We start from the raw sequence: 16,234 nt of genomic DNA on the forward strand, positions 1-16,234 counted from the left end.
TCAATATCCTGTAAACTCTTCAATCTTTATCCTATCTTTTGGGATTTCCAATTCTTTCTCTAGTAATGATTGCATCGATTTTAACATATCTGGAGGGCCACAAATATAGAATATTGCTTCGTTTAAAGTATTAGTGTCAACATGTTTTAAAATCATTTTTTTATCTATTCTGCCTTTTTCTCCATTCCATTCCTCTTCTGTGCCGAAATTGTTATTCCCCTCGGATTTATCATCACTAAGAGTATAGACTATCTTCATGTTTTCATTTAAAGCCGTCCAATCATCAAACTCTTTCTTAAAGAGTATGTTTTGTTGATTCTTGTTTGAGTCAAACATTATTATTTTTAATGGTAGTTGTTTTTCTGTCGCGTAATTTAACATACTTCTAAACGGAGTCACTCCTATACCCCCGGACAGAAATATCAAAGGTTTTGAATAATCCGCTGGTAAAATAAATTCGCCCTCTGGAGCACTGACGTCAATCTTATCTCCCTCTTCTAAGTTTGACAGTCTCTGTTTGTATGGGGAGTCTCTTATTTTGGTGCTTAACATTATAAAATTCTCTGCTGGTGATGAAGAGATAGTAAAATGCCTAGTTGAGTCATTTGGGTCACCATGTACATCATCTAAGTTAAAATAGGCATATTGACCTGCAGTATATTCAAACAAGGATGGCGTTTTGTTTACCTCTAATTTATCAAGTTCCTGATTAAACCTAAAAGATATGACATCGGTCCCCTCGATTTTTATTTTTTCAAATAATACAAGTCGAAAATCAAAAGATGGATTCATTATTTTTTTTCTTCTCCTTGTTAGTATGCTATCAACATTATATTTTAACTTCATAAGATGTAATTGCTGATCTCATAATGATTATAGACATTGTTATACGGGCAGTTTGTGAAAATCAGATCATAGCGCCGCCCTCTATGGGATACCGTTGAATATAGAGGTCAACCATACGGCAGAGCTGTTGTTGCTATGTTAACCATAACCTAATGCAATTATAATTTCATATAGCACCGGTACCATTCTTCAAACCTTCCATCTTATCTACTAATAATGTTGACAGAAGTAGTAAATTAGTTGAGATCTTATTTAATTATCATCCATAAAACAAGGATTTAAAAGTTACATAAAACTATTATCATTATCGATAATGAGAATCGTATTGTAGTTTATTAAATATGGCCTATTTAAGGTATGTTTTACATCTATGCTCATGAGTGCATCTTCTGATTTTACATCTACACAAAAGATACCACAAGACGCAACTAAACTTAATAAACTGACAAAGGCTTGTTCAGGATATATGGAGTTGATTAATTTTAAAAATTCCGATACACATACAGGTTATTTCTGTTATAACTGTATATATTTCATTAAACCAAACCATTGTGCGATTGTTACTGACGAAGGGCAGGATATTAATGGGAACGTGTCAAACGAAATAGCACCACATGGTATATGCTCTGTGTGGACACCGAATGCAAAGGAGATCAAATAGAATTCAGATAAGAGTATTATTGAAAATGCAAACTTAAGGGAATCACCTCGATTGAAAACGATATTGGTGAATCACATATTCTAGTCAGTGTAGTATATAAGTTGAGCAGCGATCTCTCTGATATCATAGATGGTATCACACAAATGGAGGGGTTACAGGGAATAACATGCTCAGAACGAATACCTACTTCTCCACCTAATATGTACACACTTGTTCCACAATTATAGTACCTAGGTGTATTATTGTATTAATGTTCTAAAGAATGTATTCACATCTTTAGGAAAAAGAAATCTGAAGATAAAAAGGAGGTATAGAAGAATACTTTCAAGCAGGTGCTGTCGCTATAAAATATCAAAAAAATAGAATTGGACTGACGTAATATTGAAGTAAGTTTCTTATCTTTTAAGATAATTTCTCCTTTTAAATCCAAGAAATCTGATTCGAAGTAAACTAAATTGACTAGTACTATTTTGACCAAACATAATATGCAATCTATTTTAGAAATTAGTGTATGAATACTTTTTATTTGTATATCTGATTAGAAACTAATTTTTCTTTTTTACTAATCCTGTAGCCAGGCCTATATCATATACATCCTGATATTCTGATTTTTGATTCAAATTATTTTGTATAGCCTCCAATACATCATTGATTCTATTTCCCATCGCCGGTGATTTTTTGTTCACATGATCTTTTATCTCATCCGTCGTAGCTGGAAATTGGAGTCCCTCCAATAGATTTGCCATCTTGGATAATGTTTCTCTATCTGTGGCTTCATTATCAGACGGGGTATTTGTTTTATCACCTTGTCTCAAATATGTAGAAAATTCCCCAGTTTTGGCTGGATCGGTATAATTTATGTCGCTATTGGATTCTGACATATTAATAATTATCGATCAAAGTAGTTAAACATAACAAATTCAAAGATCTTTCTTTTTTTTAACTCAATTAATTAGGCAATTTCATCTTCAAAAACTAAAGTGAATAATAAAAATAATTGGACCTTTTAGAATTGTATGTCACACATTTTTCATTTTATTGAATTTACCGTAACTGTATATTCCCTTTTTATCCGTGTGAGGTGTAGCACACGATGTTTTGTATTCTCTCCCTTGAAAAAGCAGTTCCTTTGCTACTGGACATCTGTCGCGCCAGCAATATATAACCTTTTTTAGCATGAAACCAGTTCTCAATATCTGGTATATTGAATATATGCTTGTGTTCGTTAGATTTTCATCAATTTATGACCGACGAAATAAAATAATTAAAAAAGTTGTCCAAAAAAAACCACCATCACTAGTTACTAAACAGATCAGTTTGTCTCTACGTCATCACGTAGTACCCTTTTACAGTATACAATACCTTAGTAGGAAGGCCTTCGGAAGGGGTTGACAACCCTCTTTACTTCTTTATGTTCGCATTCCAAAGTTGTTCTCTCTCTCCAGTAAGAAGTTATAGAAACTATGTTATTTTATCCTCATCCTCATCAGACAAATCATTAAAAATTTTGTATGATGTTTGAATACAGACAAGAATTTTTACCATTGAGTGAGAATACCTTTATCTAAGATCTTCCAAGATCAACTTGTCTATTTTTCCTCTTGCTGATTCCTTCAAAACTTGTAACGCCAATCCAATAGATATCCCTCCCATTATCATGCTGCCTATGCCGATCGATAGTTCAGGAAATATAAATCCTATACTTGTGAACATTACTGTGCTAGATATTAAACCCACTGTTATTAATTTTTTGTTCATATCTCTAACAAAATAGATTTAATATATAAACTAGTGCTAAAATAACAAAATAGTGCTAACTTTTCGTATTTTATGGTCCATGTCTTATGGGTTTGATGTATAATTTTTCAGTGATAGGAAGTCAGTCCAACAAGTAAAAATTAGTCAGCATTTAATAATTAGTATTAACTGAAACTGAATATTGTGCTAAACAATTAATTGTATACACAATCGGGCGCCGCCCTTAAAGGCGAGATTAATAATAACCATTAATTAGCAACACCTGGGAACCAAACTATCCAAACTATCCAAACTCTAATGTGTTGTGTTTTAGCAAATATCTGTTGTACCATTAATAATAGATTAACCAAACTTATTCCTATGTTGCCATTTCTTGTAAAAATGAAACACGATGGATAAACTCTATAACAAAGTGATTATTATCCTAGTCGTAGTAATTACAATCACAAACAATGGTACCTTTAATTTTAGCATTGATATATTGATTAATACAAATTAGAATAGATATTTAAGAAATATTTAAGAAATATAACACATTTAATTTAGGTATGTCTCAAGGTGAATGGTTTACTACTTACCTCCAGTATGAAAATCTAAGGGATTTATTAAATGTAGTACTTTATACGTCGCAGTCTTTTATGGCTATAACACCGATGCTCTATTGTATAAGATATAAAGAGAAAGAAATCTTATTTGTCCACACAGGGATAGTTGGAGGAGTCGTTGCTCACTATTTTATCTCGGAAGAAAAACCTTCTACAAAGTTTATTGAATTAAATAAAATGACATCAAATTACAAATTTACAAATGCCATTGGAGACAATAGTCAGTCTATCTACATTCCCATTGTAAATCTAGTTCGTTCTACTTTAGCATTTCCACTAACTGATATTAACATGTAAATTTGAAACTGCTAAAATTAAATTATTGAAATTAACAAATAGGATGGTTAGAATCCATGAGTAATCCCTTAAGACAATATGTTTGCATTACTGAACCGATACCAGTGATCGGTACTAATATATTTTTTAATTCTTGTTGTGAGCCAAAGTTCTGTCCGCATTTATCACATGAAAATGTTGTCTCGTTATTAGTAAAACTTTCGTCTGAATTTTTTCCGCTATCTACTTCGAATTTGTTTATATTATGTACTGGACTACAAATCATATTAAAACCTAATTTCTAAAAAGTTCGAGCTCTTTGGGAAAGAAGTCAAACTAAAATAGTAATTTGAAACAGTTAAGAAAGTTAGGAAATACGAGAGTCAAATAGCTCTGAAAGTTTTGGTCCCACAAGATTAATAGAGTTATATCCATCAACCAAAATAACTGCTCCTTTTCCCTCTAGACTTTTAAGTTCATTTCTTAACCCTTCAAGAGTAAATGATTTTTCTTCTGAGGAAGGGTTACATACATGCTCGTATAATTCATCAATCGACCATGTCGCCTTTTCAGGCATCTCTACTGAACAGAGCTTGTATAGTTCATAAGCAATATTATTTTTTAAAGTAGAATTCATAATTTTTATATCCTATTATTTGGAAATTGATTCTTTTCTCTGTTAACAAACTTCACGATGATGGATCAGTTAATGTTCTGCGTCTATTAGGACGTTATCGTCTTTGTTTTTATTTTTGTGTCCATCACCGTATTTTTGTGTCCCACCTTCATCAATTAACCTTTGTCTTTCTATATAACTAGTAGGAATAGACTTGTTGTCTTTGTTTTTTTTTCCTCTTGCATTAGCGTATATGTAAATTTATACCATATTATTTAACAGTAGATAAATTATATTTGGAACAAAAAAAGTATAATACATTACTGATATTATTTCAAAAAAGGCAGGTAACGTTTTTTGCTCTCATAAATCAGTATTAAAGATAGATCGATCATGATTAAATAAACTATAATAGATTATGATTTGATTAATCCCGCATAATATCATCATACATGTTCCAACATTATCATTACTGCCTATCTATCAATCAAAATGAAGAATGATAAAAATCAGTTCAAATGGATTGGATTAACATGCATGCTACCGCGGTGTAGTATTCTATTGTTGTTATGCTAATGACTAGAGGAGTTTGTAGTAGACGTATTTATGTTTGAATTGGATCCATCTTTAACATTTGCTGCTAATTGTCTTGAATTTTGTTCAAATACCCTTGCAGCGTTTACTCCAGTGTTTGACACGTGTCTTGAAACATCTTTTGCTTGTTGTAGTAATGGCTTCCATGCATCAAGGGTTGAGAAAATTACGTTGTTTGATAATCTAATTGTTGACACCGTGTTGTCTGCAACATTACTTACAAATCTTGTGTATGCATTAACTGCTGCATCAGGAGAAAAGAAGTTAGTGACTAATCCAGTGTATATCTCATTGTAAGGTCTCCATGCTGATTGGAGTGAATTAACGACTTCTTTTTGAGAATCAAGATATTCTTCTGAAATCTCTTTTGCGGTTTGTAGTGATTGCTCTTGATAACTATTTACACTGTCATTGATTCGTGGAATCTGTTTTTTTGATTCATCTATTGATTTTTTGATATTGTCTTTAGTTTCATCAAATGATTGGTTAACGGATTCTTGGAAATCATTGTTATTGTTATTATTTTGTTGATTGGTATTATTCGAATTATTTTGGTTTGTTTCTGTTTTCTTTGACATAGTTTCTATTGGTGACCGAGGTATATAAACATGGGTATCTAATGGTTTTTAATACCAAATATTGACAGAATAGTCCTATTATTGGATCCCTTAGTGAACCTCAAAGGAATAATACGGCCTAATTTTACCCAAAGCCATTGAAGTCAACATCAAGGGTATTGAATTGACCTCTTTCACGCTTGGGTTCAAGCCAAAAATGTAATAACCTTGTAAATGTTTATTTAACAAAAGATCTGGCCGTGCATGTATAATTTGATCTGTTGTCAAAGTTCCCCTATCAATTAGCCTTGGATTTATTACACATATTAAAGATAATGGTCAACAGTATTTTTGAAAGTAAAACAATATCACATCGGGTATTGATCTATGGCTTTTTGTGTTAAATACACCAGTTTTATATTTCCTGGACTGATAAATATTAATTCATTTTTGAGCAGATGGTCTATTACAGATTGGCGTATCTGTTTATTTGATTTACCAAATTTACTCTCACAAGAGCTGTGATTTATAAAATGTCCTTGATCATAGGAAAAGAGAAAAGGTATTGGACTCCTTAAATCACCATTTGTTTTTTCTACCAGCAGGTTGACGATTCTATTGGCCAGGCGGGTAATATTTTTAGAAATATCTGAATCCATGTTATATTAGTATAATATCCTTTATATCTTAGACAACATTCCATACTAAACTGATTTCGAAAATAACAATTTTACCCTGGTGCTTGTTATACTATCTTATTATTCCCCCATGAATTTGTTATTTGGTGTATTTGACTTTTATGACTAAAACGAAACTTGATTCTGCAAATCAGTAGTTGCCTTACGAAAGGCAGCTCTTCATCATTTACGTACGTAAATTCGTGCTACATAATACAGTGTGCATTTGATTTTACTTTGTGGGGTTATGATCCGAGATTAAATAAAATATATCATTGACTAAACTAATGGTAGCAAGTAAAAAGATATTTTATGTTCACGCCAGACTGTATCCCACCGGGTTGAATTAGATCTATTTAATAAGATTTCCAAAATTATTTGGTCTATTTTTTTAATTAGTCAGAAATGGGATTATTAATATCATTACTTTGTCATATGATAGTAGTCTTCTTTGATATTGTTGTAACCAGATGCACTATTTGATTTGGTATTTATATCCTTTTTTGTGTAGAAGGTATTTCGAAATGAGACGCATTTCATCCTTAAAACCCGTGTAGTGCCAATAGTATTTGTTAACAACGGTCGAAATTACGAACCAGAGTATGCTATTTACTATAATAGAGAATAGAAATCCATAATAATATGCAATAAATGTTCCAGTTATTGTACCGCCTATGAGATAAGGAATTTGACGTTTTAATGTATTTTTTAATAAGGAATCCATAATTTTGGCTACAAGTATATGTATAGCATACTTTATATAACATGATACTATATTTTAGAAACTTTTACTCTAGATGATAGGTGGTTCATATACAACATACTAGATCATGTGCACATTACAAGCTATAAATCTAAATTTAGATCTACCTCAAAGGGGTAAGAGTGAAATCTTACATCAAGGTATAATTCCATTTTATTTGATTGTATGTATAATTTGTTAATTCATTTTAGGATACAACGCATCTTAATGAGTATAGTTCTGGTCGCTGTGGCTATACCCAATTTGGCTAATTTTCAAGGATCAAATTATGTCGCAGTATGATGTGAAACATGAACTTGCTATAGCGAAGATACTGCCTCATTATCTAGTCCATAAAGGGATGTGAAAGAAATATAACTTTATGAATATTCATCATTATCTATTAGAAAATTTGCAATATTATGATATTATGTTAAAAACACATTCTCATGTTTCCATCATAAATATTGCAACAATCTGTGTCTCTAAGGAAATTGATAACATGCAATACAACCCTAAAGAACTGAATTAACTCTTTTGAATCACCTGACCCTTAAAAATCAACAATGTAATCACTAGTCCTAATATTATTCCAAATATGATATGTGCAATAAAACCAAACCCGTAAATGGGAATGAGATTTTGTTCAACAGTTTGGCGATCTTCAAAATTACTTTGGGTGGGATTAGATTGGTTCATTAAATCAAAGAGATTTGGTAGAACCATACCCAAAGTAGTGGGAATAAACAAAACTATGAAAATGATTATCGAATAAATGACTCCTTCTGTTATTCCTCTTTTAAGATTTATGGTTGCAAGTTTCTTCACTGTAGATACTATAATGGCAAATATTACACCTGCAATTGCCCCAGTAAGCAAATGCATTACAATACCCAATGTCAAATTAAGATAATAATTATCATTGATATTGCTTATTGCCATACCTCTGGCTATGGACAAGTCATCCAGAGGAAGCCCCATCATACTTGTAGTAAGAAAAAGAAATGGATACATGGCTATGCTTGCAATGATTCCTCCTAATGCTCCAAACAAAACTATTTTGACCGCTTTTTGATTTGTCATATAAATATCGCTTCACTCTAAATGTGCATAAAGGTATATGAAATAGTCATAAATAAGAGAAACAAATAAAGACTATGTAATTTTATTGTCATCCCAAAGAAAGATCGGAGAATCATGAACTAAGATTTATCCTTGACTTCATGTGAGAATTATTGTAATTTATAACACACTAACATAGAGGGGTGAACTAGTTATTGTGAAGAGTAACGTTGTATTGACCATTATCATTTCTTAACCGCATTTGATATCGTTGAGAGCTTTCCATAGCAACTATCGCTTTACCTATAAGGATCTAATTGATTTCGATTTTATAAATTGGTATATTATGATATCCATTTGGTGCGTTTGACTATATTTATTACGTTTAGATCTTTTTTTTGATGGTGGATACGAGCGACAAATAGAAGGTGTCGATAGGCGATACAATATCATATGGTGATACACTTGTTTTTTAATAACAATTGTGGCCTTGTCAAATCAATTTCCTGACGGTCAAACGCATAATCTCATCCAAATAAGATCATTTCTAAACTGTTAGAATTGAGACCGCAGGCAACCACAATATTCCAAAAAGAAAACCAAGCGGTTGATATAGTTCAGCAAGCGAAGTTGATAAGACAAAATTGTTAACGCTTCAAAATATATTTTACAAAAAGCAAACTGCCTTACTAATTACTTTATAAATTCTGGAACTATAAATTGTTTGTAGTACATGATATACCGTGAATAATTATAAAGCAGGTAGCGGAAAAAATTCAGACGAAAGTTTTACTAATAACGAGACAACATTTTCATGTGATAAATGCGGACAGAACTTTGGCTCACAACAAGAATTAAAAAAACATGGTACAAGCGCACACCAATTACTCTGATTTCATATGCAAATCATTTTTGTCTGCATCTTGAATAATTCATTATCAATCTGCAGATACCCGACTGAAAGTTTTCTTTAGTCCATTCTCAAGGTGATATGTTGTATCCTATTAAATGAAACATTAACCTCGGTTTATAGAATTATATTTAATTAACTTAATAATGGAACAAAGACAACATTACAGTCTAAACTTCAACAAACGAACATAGTGTATTGGTTTCTTTCAATTTCAGTTGCAATTCTGAATATTCTGAATTCTCGAGAAGAGATAGAACGACCCTTACGTATTGCATTAGCACACTATTTAGTTAATTTTGGCACTAGGAGACAATATTTACTATCGTTAAATACTTTATTATACATCATTTTCATCTATGGTTCATTATCTTAAGGAAAGATTAAACCGGTCTAGAAATGTATCTGCAAAAATAGAAGTTACTAAGGGCTGTATTATTGCATTTGTTTTGGCTATAACATTCAGTAGCATAGAAATGTTAAATCCGAATATTATTCAGGCACAAGTAACTATGTATAAGTGTTCACCTGATATGGGAACAAATGTGTCAATGGTAAATTGTCTGACTAATTCCACTTCCGATACTTATAATAATTCAATGGTTGCTGAAATGAGGCAAAACCAAACTGAGGAAATGGATCAAGAAGCAATGAATGGGACTAGTCAAACAGCAACTCAAGGAATGAAAGATGCAATGAATGAAACTGGCGAAGCACTATCAAATGTTACTGGTGGCGTGATGGAAGGAATTAAGGACTTAGTTAATGGCTCAAGCTAATAATATAAATATGATACTGGAATAGCCAATGTAACTATCCTATTTTTATTACGAAACTTTAAATAAGATAATAATCAATCTGTCAAAGTTTCGTATAAGGCTATTCAAATTTTTTTTTGTGATTACAGTTACTATTTTTGCAAGCAAATTAAAATACAAGACTTCGTATGGCCTCTATATCGCATACTTTAGCATTTTCACATCAAGTTGCTTAGTGGTACATACTTATCCTATTAACGAAAGGAGCGGTTCACGAAATTCTGAATTAGAATATTGTATTAACAATCCACTTTCAGAATTCAAAGTTTATCTGTAATCGTCTCGAATTGTAATATATGAGTGAGGTAACTAAACCCGAAAATGATTCATCGGAAAATGACAAGTTAAATAAAGAACTCTTAAAACCCGTAACGAAATCTGATTCTAAGATAGAAGATGAATTAAAGGAGTTAGAAGTGGAGAATTCCGGAGGGGGCAAGGATGGAGGAGGAGGTTGAAATAGTCTTTTTTATGATGAATTATTTATGGCTCTAATCATGATGTTTAAAGTGGTTATGGATTACAACTAGTGTGAAATTTCATACTTCCCACCTATTGTTCTACTGTAATATTTAGAAGTCTGTATAGTGTAATTCACGAAAATTGTAATTGTTAGATTAATCCTAAGTTACTGTCTGACTCATTAGAATTATTTCCTTGCATGTTCGTTCCGTTAAGCATTTCACCTAATGTTACACTGGGATTATTACGAGAAGTTAAATTTGAAGAGTTCTCTATGGACGATTGTGCTGTAACCACATGAAGACTCCCGGTATTAAAAAATACCACGGTGATAAGAATTCCGACAAATATTAACAGGATAGATCTAGTCATGCAATAATTATGTTAATAAAATATAAATAACTCCACACTTTTGAATTATTATATTCTGGCGAGCCATTGAAATGTTTTCTTGAATTTCAAAGACGTATTTCTCCAGAACTGCAGAATAATACACAATTACTCACAAATCTGCAATTTAATATCTATGTTGAGACTTATAGATTGAATTTTAATTCATTGATAACCTCAATAAAGTATTTAGAAAGATTAAATTGGAATTCTTTTTTCAATGGGTGTTGTGTTATCTTCTCTATATGAATTTGATGTATGTTCAAAACCACAATGTTTAGATTTTACTAAAGATCAATAATATGTTTCTGACTAGAGAATATTTCAATATCTTTAATCGAAGGACTAAAAAATAGCTTTCAGTATCCCAAATCGTTTAGTAGCTTCTATTTATGTCATCATAACCAATAATTAGGGACGATGTCAAATTCAAAAACTGTAGTTATACAAGAAAATAAAAAAAATTTAGAGAAAAAACTAGGTGAGGTCTTAGGCCTTGAAAGAGCTGCACAAAAAGCAGTCGATGAATTAATTTCAATGAAGTTAATAAAATCAGATTCTAAAGACGAAGCAAAGGATATCCAAAAAGAAGCAACATCACATGAAGAGCAAATCCAAGAAGTACTGTTGGAGCTTTCCGAAGATAAAAATATTAAATTAGATGTTCAGCAAGTAGAGCAGACAGCAGAGGAAACCGAACAAAAGGTCACTCAAATAATGAAAACATATTTAGGAAAAGAACCCGATACATCTGAAGCACTCGAATTTCTCTGTCTGGCCGAAGGTGGAGAAGTAACTCATTATGAGGTTTTAAATTCCATTAGCACTAATTTTGATAACAAAAAATTATCTTCTACTGTAAAATCTATCCTAAAAGAAGAACAAGATCACCTAAAAAGATGTTTAGCCTTAGCAAAAGAGGAAGTATCATCTAAATAAATTGCTGCCTGATCCAGTAGACTGGATCGGGAAATGTTATTTTATTTTATCTGGACTTGATATTAATCTTATTAGCCAGTCTCTTGCCCGTTCTATAGTAATATACTTGTTATAGGAAGATGGTTTCTACAAAGAAAACTTATTTGAACTAATACTAACACAGATGCTTGATCCTGAAATTAATTAAATCACTATTGCTGGATATTAAATACTATACTATATTATGGTCATACATGAGAGATTTAAACATCAAATCAGAACTGCTTAACGAACATTTTCACAAATTATCCGTAAAATTCGTTCTAATAATTGTAGTATCAGGATTTTTAGGGGTATCGTCCTTTGATTTGACACAAATTGATATAACTGCACAGACTATTCAAGAAAAATGCACTCCGGATATGGGAACAAACATATCAAAGTCTAACTGTTTGTCAAACATTCCCACCAATCCAGTATATAATGTTCCAAATACCGATAATGTGAGACCGCCGTCTTAAATACACCCCTCTACTCCAATTATTCCACCTCTGATACCATTACATTTCTGAGGAATCTGTAACATGTTAAACAACTTATCACCCTGATCGTATTATTTTTCTTGGGATCCTCATAGACTACATACTGCTTTGTCGCCTAACTCAACATATTTAGCTGGAATGAACAGATTGATTATTTGTGATAGACTGGCCCTCTTACAATCGCTCATTAGTTCAACGCGGTGAGATCCTCTTCTCGTATGATTTCCTTGATGGTTGGGGTTCAGAGATAGAGAATATGAATATAAACAAAAAGGGTAAACCATTTGTATTTCCAGATTCTTTCATCTTGGCCATTGGTTACATTCGCTATTTATTTCACCTACCATACAGACAAACCCAAGGTATAATTAAGGCCACAGGAAAAAGGTTACCTGCTAATCCACCAAGTTATGGTCACATCTGTAAACGAATCAACAAGCTAAACATCGATATTAAAAGAGACAAGATGGATGACGATGATGACCTAATAATATCAATAGACAGTACAGGTATCAAGATTACTACCAGAGGTCAGTGGATGGATGAGAAATGGAATACACAAAATAGAAAAGGATATCTCAAGATCCACGTTGCTGTAGACATAAAGACCAGGAAAATCATTGCTTTGGAAGTGACAGATGAGAAGGTACATGATGGGAAAATGCTAAAGAAACTAGTCAATCATGTTTTGGATTCGAGAGAACCAAACACTGTAAAGATAAAATCGGTACTAGCTGATGGAGCCTATGATTCAAATCCAAACTTTGTGTATCTTGAGGACAAAAAGATCAATCCAGGTATAAAGGTAAGAAGGAACTCTATTGTTTCTCCTAAAAACAATAGGTTAAGGAACAACGAAGTAAAGTTACAAGCAAAGGATCTGTTGAAATGGAAGACAAAAAGAAAATACGGACAGAGATGGATATCTGAAACTGTGTTCTCAGCTATAAAGAGAATGTTTGGTGAATACACATCAGCAAACAGGTTTCAAAACATGGTAAAGGAGATCATGATAAAAGTATCATTGTATAACATTTTTAGAAGAATATAACATGATGATCATGATGATAACCGGAGAATAAGGAATTATGCAACAAAGCACTACATACCTTAAAAAAATATTCCGATTAATATTGAGGATTATATAGTTTTGTATACTCTGTAGAGTATGTGGGGAATAACCATGCTATTAATTCGGCTAGCAGACTACATACAAGGGCGTAAGGATAAAAGGACTTGCACAATATGTAACTACGTTGCTACCAATGAGAAAGATTTAGATAAACACGTACATCAATTACATGCTGATGTTATTTAATTTTAGCTAGTACATGTAGTATACCGCCCCACAACTGCAATCAATGATCCTTTATCATTTGTACATTGCTTGCCGGCGATTTAGCTAAAGCATAGGTCAGAGTGTGAAAACAGCATTAGTATTCTTTTAGACTTTGACCCTTAACTATAGACAATCAAAAATCACTATTATATGATATATTTTCTATATTGATCGTTACTTAAATGAATGAAATGGCAAAATGTACAAAATGTGGAATGGATTTTTAAATATATGAGTAGCATTTGCGGAAGAAAATTACTTGAAAAATGCTCAGTCGAAGGGCTCCACAACTGAAAAAAGATGCTCTAATTGTGCTCTAATTGTGGTAATATTGCTACATATGGCCTAAAAGAATTAGTGCGGGATAATAAATAATTTTTAACTTATCTCAAACAGCCGAGGTTAGAGAAAAATTCAATTATCTTGTCCTAATTATTACAAATGTCTAAAGTAAAAGATAGTCCCCATTATGGTACTATAAAAACGATTACAGGGCGCATTATCAGATGTTACCTGCCCATGGCATCTTGATATCCTTCTTTGATTAACCTGTCTATAGTTTCAGATGTAAAGTCAGCAAGTTTTCCTGAAACACTATTATCATCATCTTTGCGTTGTATTTGAACTATTTTAGTTATTTTAAAAGTATTCTTAAGTATATCGATATTCCTTTTAGCTTCTTCGGTAAGAAATCGTCTGGGCGTATATTCATCTAATATTCTATCAATTTTCTCCCCTAGTAATTCATCATTCTGTCCAAGAGCTATCAACTTTTCAATTAAATTAACATAGTCTGCATGGAGGCCATCTATTTTTGGGTCATATGCTTTACCAAGTTTTATATCAATATGCCTACCTTTGACTCCATCAAAATCTTGTGGGACCTTGTTTTCAACAGAATTACTACTGTTTTGTTTAGGGTCTAACAAATTCACAATATATATTTCCAAATCAGGAATTCTTTGGATCGGTTGTTGCTCTGGCGATTTACTTCTGTAATTATCCATCTCTGTACGCATTAGTTTTACTCGAAACGAATTTTCAAGATTTTGAGAACCTATTTTTTTTTCCCAAAATCTCTGATGTGCATATACCACTTCTTTAATTGGAGTATTACTTAAGAGTCCTCCATCCCAGAACTTACGTTGCTCTACATCTTCATAAGCATAGGCTTCAGGTACGGTTGAACTTGCTATAAGATGTTTGATGTCTATACCCTTGTCGTAATGTACGGTTATGGACTTTCCTAAATGAGAATCACCATATTCTGATTCTCTTTTTCCTTGCTCATTCTCATAGCTGTCAAATGTAACTGTGGTTCCTTCGGCAACGTCAACACTCACAACAAGTAATCTTGGTTCTCCTTTTTCAAAGCTTGTGGCGATAGGAAATCTACCAAACTTCTCTATGCTATTTCTTAATGGTTGGTTATCATATACAAGCCATTGGTTTTGAGAATCACAAAATTTATTATCTTGTTTTGGAGGATAAATGGGTTTGAATACTTTTTCCACACCTGTTTTAGAAAATTCTTTTACTGAATAGTATCTTCGTGCAGATTCTTCTGATGCTATTGAGGGATTTCCTTTTTCGTGCTCTATTTTCCATTGTTTTGACGCCTCTTTTATGTTTGGCGTAGAAGTTGACAAATACTTCCAAAATTTCTCAAGCTTTTCTGAAGCACCATCCCACGTTTTATTTTCAACAAAATAACTGACAAGGATGGCACCATTGATGGCTCCAATCGAGGTTCCTGCAATAATGTCAAATAATGGAACATCTTTTTTATTACTAACATCTTGAATTTCTTTGATTTTTTCATAGAGGCTTTTAAAAACACCGACTTGGTAAGCACCTAAAGCTCCACCCCCTTGCAAAACTAATGCTCTTTGAACTCGAGGAATATGATATTTGTTTAAGTTTGACATGAATAACCTCTACCTAATGACAGATTCTAATGGACTCAAAATTACCGGGTTTGTTATTATCTTTACTGGCTATGGAAGAGTAATAATCTATATTATCTTTTTCTGTGTGATTATCAGCTCTGTTAGTGATATTTATTTTAGATTTATTCTTTCTTATACGGCCCATATATTTTAGAATAAGTTGAAACTCTTCTTTAAATCCAGTATAGTTCCAATAGTGTTTGTTAACAAGAGTCGAGATAACAAACCAACTAATACTATTTACTATGATAGTAAATAAAAACCCATAATAATAAGCCATTATTGACCCAGTTATTGTACCTCCTATAAGGTAAGGCATTTGACGTTTTAAAACTGATTTTAATAAATTATCCAAAACAACTTCTACTCATTGTTTATTGTATAACATAGTATATAGACAGGTACAAGATAATTGATACTCTAGTTAGGTTATACTATAATCTAGATATAATCTATATTATCATTGTTAGTAATACTGGTAAAAATATTTACATTACAACATACTACGTGTT

General features: G+C 32.2%; 20 protein-coding genes. 9 read left to right on the forward strand and 11 right to left on the reverse strand.

Annotated elements, in window-relative coordinates:
• Nucleotides 1-846, reverse strand: a complete 846-nt coding sequence (locus NMY3_RS07525; protein WP_231100385.1) for an FAD-dependent oxidoreductase — start codon at nucleotides 844-846, stop codon at nucleotides 1-3.
• A gap of 376 nt (nucleotides 847-1,222) precedes the next feature.
• Between NMY3_RS07525 and NMY3_RS07530 the strand changes: the two genes are divergently transcribed.
• On the forward strand, nucleotides 1,223-1,507 hold the full coding sequence (locus tag NMY3_RS07530) for a hypothetical protein (RefSeq protein ID WP_196818293.1): 285 nt from the start codon (nucleotides 1,223-1,225) through the stop codon (nucleotides 1,505-1,507).
• Between the two features lie 101 nt (nucleotides 1,508-1,608).
• On the forward strand, nucleotides 1,609-1,734 hold the full coding sequence (locus NMY3_RS16890; RefSeq protein WP_257720014.1) for a hypothetical protein: 126 nt from the start codon (nucleotides 1,609-1,611) through the stop codon (nucleotides 1,732-1,734).
• A 318-nt stretch (nucleotides 1,735-2,052) separates the two neighbouring features.
• On the opposite strand, the gene NMY3_RS07535 is transcribed toward NMY3_RS16890, so the two are convergent.
• Nucleotides 2,053-2,388, reverse strand: coding sequence for a hypothetical protein (locus NMY3_RS07535; protein ID WP_196818294.1), 336 nt, complete (start codon nucleotides 2,386-2,388; stop codon nucleotides 2,053-2,055).
• A gap of 679 nt (nucleotides 2,389-3,067) precedes the next feature.
• Nucleotides 3,068-3,265, reverse strand: coding sequence for a hypothetical protein (locus NMY3_RS07540; RefSeq protein ID WP_196818295.1), 198 nt, complete (start codon nucleotides 3,263-3,265; stop codon nucleotides 3,068-3,070).
• A 548-nt stretch (nucleotides 3,266-3,813) separates the two neighbouring features.
• Here NMY3_RS07540 and NMY3_RS07545 point away from each other — a divergent pair.
• Entirely contained in the window at nucleotides 3,814-4,167 is a 354-nt protein-coding gene (locus NMY3_RS07545; RefSeq protein WP_196818296.1) for a hypothetical protein, read from the forward strand.
• A gap of 31 nt (nucleotides 4,168-4,198) precedes the next feature.
• Here NMY3_RS07545 and NMY3_RS07550 read toward each other — a convergent pair whose 3' ends face one another.
• From NMY3_RS07550 to NMY3_RS07570, 5 genes are all read right to left on the reverse strand, one after another.
• Nucleotides 4,199-4,432 carry a hypothetical protein gene (locus NMY3_RS07550; protein WP_196818297.1) on the reverse strand — a complete coding sequence of 78 codons (234 nt, stop codon included), beginning with the start codon at nucleotides 4,430-4,432 and terminating at the stop codon, nucleotides 4,199-4,201.
• A gap of 81 nt (nucleotides 4,433-4,513) precedes the next feature.
• Complete coding sequence (locus tag NMY3_RS07555) at nucleotides 4,514-4,783, reverse strand: hypothetical protein (RefSeq protein WP_196818298.1); 270 nt, start codon at nucleotides 4,781-4,783, stop codon at nucleotides 4,514-4,516.
• Between the two features lie 551 nt (nucleotides 4,784-5,334).
• The gene (locus NMY3_RS07560) at nucleotides 5,335-5,934 is read right to left on the reverse strand and encodes a hypothetical protein (RefSeq protein WP_196818299.1); all 600 of its coding nucleotides are present in this window, start codon (nucleotides 5,932-5,934) and stop codon (nucleotides 5,335-5,337) included.
• A gap of 347 nt (nucleotides 5,935-6,281) precedes the next feature.
• Nucleotides 6,282-6,572 carry a hypothetical protein gene (locus tag NMY3_RS07565; RefSeq protein WP_196818300.1) on the reverse strand — a complete coding sequence of 97 codons (291 nt, stop codon included), beginning with the start codon at nucleotides 6,570-6,572 and terminating at the stop codon, nucleotides 6,282-6,284.
• Nucleotides 6,573-7,860: 1,288 nt separating this feature from the next.
• The gene (locus NMY3_RS07570) at nucleotides 7,861-8,415 is read right to left on the reverse strand and encodes a DUF6789 family protein (protein WP_196818301.1); all 555 of its coding nucleotides are present in this window, start codon (nucleotides 8,413-8,415) and stop codon (nucleotides 7,861-7,863) included.
• A 722-nt stretch (nucleotides 8,416-9,137) separates the two neighbouring features.
• Here NMY3_RS07570 and NMY3_RS07575 point away from each other — a divergent pair.
• The 3 genes from NMY3_RS07575 to NMY3_RS07585 all read left to right on the forward strand — a co-directional run bounded on the left by NMY3_RS07575 (nucleotide 9,138) and on the right by NMY3_RS07585 (nucleotide 10,580).
• A complete protein-coding gene (locus NMY3_RS07575; RefSeq protein ID WP_196818302.1) occupies nucleotides 9,138-9,287 on the forward strand; it encodes a hypothetical protein in 150 nt (49 codons plus the stop codon).
• Between the two features lie 376 nt (nucleotides 9,288-9,663).
• Complete coding sequence (locus NMY3_RS07580) at nucleotides 9,664-10,083, forward strand: hypothetical protein (protein ID WP_196818303.1); 420 nt, start codon at nucleotides 9,664-9,666, stop codon at nucleotides 10,081-10,083.
• Nucleotides 10,084-10,418: 335 nt separating this feature from the next.
• Nucleotides 10,419-10,580 (forward strand): hypothetical protein, encoded by a 162-nt coding sequence (locus NMY3_RS07585; protein WP_196818304.1) that lies wholly within the window; start codon nucleotides 10,419-10,421, stop codon nucleotides 10,578-10,580.
• 154 nt (nucleotides 10,581-10,734) lie between these two features.
• Here NMY3_RS07585 and NMY3_RS07590 read toward each other — a convergent pair whose 3' ends face one another.
• On the reverse strand, nucleotides 10,735-10,956 hold the full coding sequence (locus tag NMY3_RS07590) for a hypothetical protein (RefSeq protein ID WP_196818305.1): 222 nt from the start codon (nucleotides 10,954-10,956) through the stop codon (nucleotides 10,735-10,737).
• A gap of 438 nt (nucleotides 10,957-11,394) precedes the next feature.
• Here NMY3_RS07590 and NMY3_RS07595 point away from each other — a divergent pair, with 438 nt between their 5' ends.
• The 3 genes from NMY3_RS07595 (at nucleotide 11,395) to NMY3_RS07605 (ending at nucleotide 13,485) form a co-directional block, all read left to right on the forward strand.
• Nucleotides 11,395-11,913 (forward strand): hypothetical protein, encoded by a 519-nt coding sequence (locus tag NMY3_RS07595; RefSeq protein ID WP_196818306.1) that lies wholly within the window; start codon nucleotides 11,395-11,397, stop codon nucleotides 11,911-11,913.
• Between the two features lie 233 nt (nucleotides 11,914-12,146).
• A complete protein-coding gene (locus NMY3_RS07600) occupies nucleotides 12,147-12,413 on the forward strand; it encodes a hypothetical protein (protein ID WP_196818307.1) in 267 nt (88 codons plus the stop codon).
• A 178-nt stretch (nucleotides 12,414-12,591) separates the two neighbouring features.
• On the forward strand, nucleotides 12,592-13,485 hold the full coding sequence (locus tag NMY3_RS07605; RefSeq protein ID WP_196815565.1) for an IS5-like element ISThar1 family transposase: 894 nt from the start codon (nucleotides 12,592-12,594) through the stop codon (nucleotides 13,483-13,485).
• A gap of 797 nt (nucleotides 13,486-14,282) precedes the next feature.
• Here NMY3_RS07605 and NMY3_RS07610 read toward each other — a convergent pair.
• Together NMY3_RS07610 and NMY3_RS07615 are read right to left on the reverse strand one after the other, a co-directional pair.
• Entirely contained in the window at nucleotides 14,283-15,701 is a 1,419-nt protein-coding gene (locus NMY3_RS07610) for a patatin-like phospholipase family protein (protein WP_196818308.1), read from the reverse strand.
• Nucleotides 15,702-15,714: 13 nt separating this feature from the next.
• Nucleotides 15,715-16,077, reverse strand: coding sequence for a hypothetical protein (locus NMY3_RS07615; protein WP_196818309.1), 363 nt, complete (start codon nucleotides 16,075-16,077; stop codon nucleotides 15,715-15,717).
• Between the last annotated feature and the right edge of the window lie 157 nt (nucleotides 16,078-16,234).

The organism is Candidatus Nitrosocosmicus oleophilus (assembly GCF_000802205.1).
In the GTDB taxonomy this organism is placed as follows: domain Archaea; phylum Thermoproteota; class Nitrososphaeria; order Nitrososphaerales; family Nitrososphaeraceae; genus Nitrosocosmicus; species Nitrosocosmicus oleophilus.